The following is a 356-nucleotide window of genomic DNA, read 5'->3' as shown; positions in this document are numbered from 1 at the left end:
ATCGGCAACGTGGTGCAGGGCACCGGCATCGGCGTGGTCGAAGCCACCACGCTGTCCGAACGCTCCACGCTCTCCACGCTGGAAAGCGAGCCTGAGCGCACCCAGAACTGGAAGGCATTCGCCCCGCGCGTCATCAACACCCCGGCCGGCGCCAAGCTGGTCACCAAGTTCTCCAAGCTCACCGGCAAGCCGCCGGTACTGCTGCCCGGCATGACCCCCACCACCGTGGAACCGGAAATCGTGGCCGCCGCGGCCAACGCCGGTTACTGGGCCGAGCTCGCCGGCGGCGGCCAGGTGACCGCCGAAGTATTCGACCGCCACATCGCTGCCCTCGAAGACGAGCTGGAGGAAGGCCG

1 protein-coding gene is annotated in these 356 nt (G+C 68.5%); it reads left to right on the top strand.

Annotation, left to right across the window (positions count from 1 at the left end):
• A partial coding sequence (locus DKT72_RS19065; RefSeq protein WP_162623389.1) for a hypothetical protein occupies positions 1–356 on the top strand: 356 nt, incomplete at both ends.

Origin of the sequence: Confluentibacter sediminis (assembly GCF_003258355.1) — a bacterium.
Taxonomy (GTDB): Bacteria; Bacteroidota; Bacteroidia; order Flavobacteriales; family Flavobacteriaceae; genus Confluentibacter; species Confluentibacter sediminis.
Note: the sequence above shows the minus strand (reverse complement) of the source record. Positions and strands in the feature narration are given on the sequence as shown.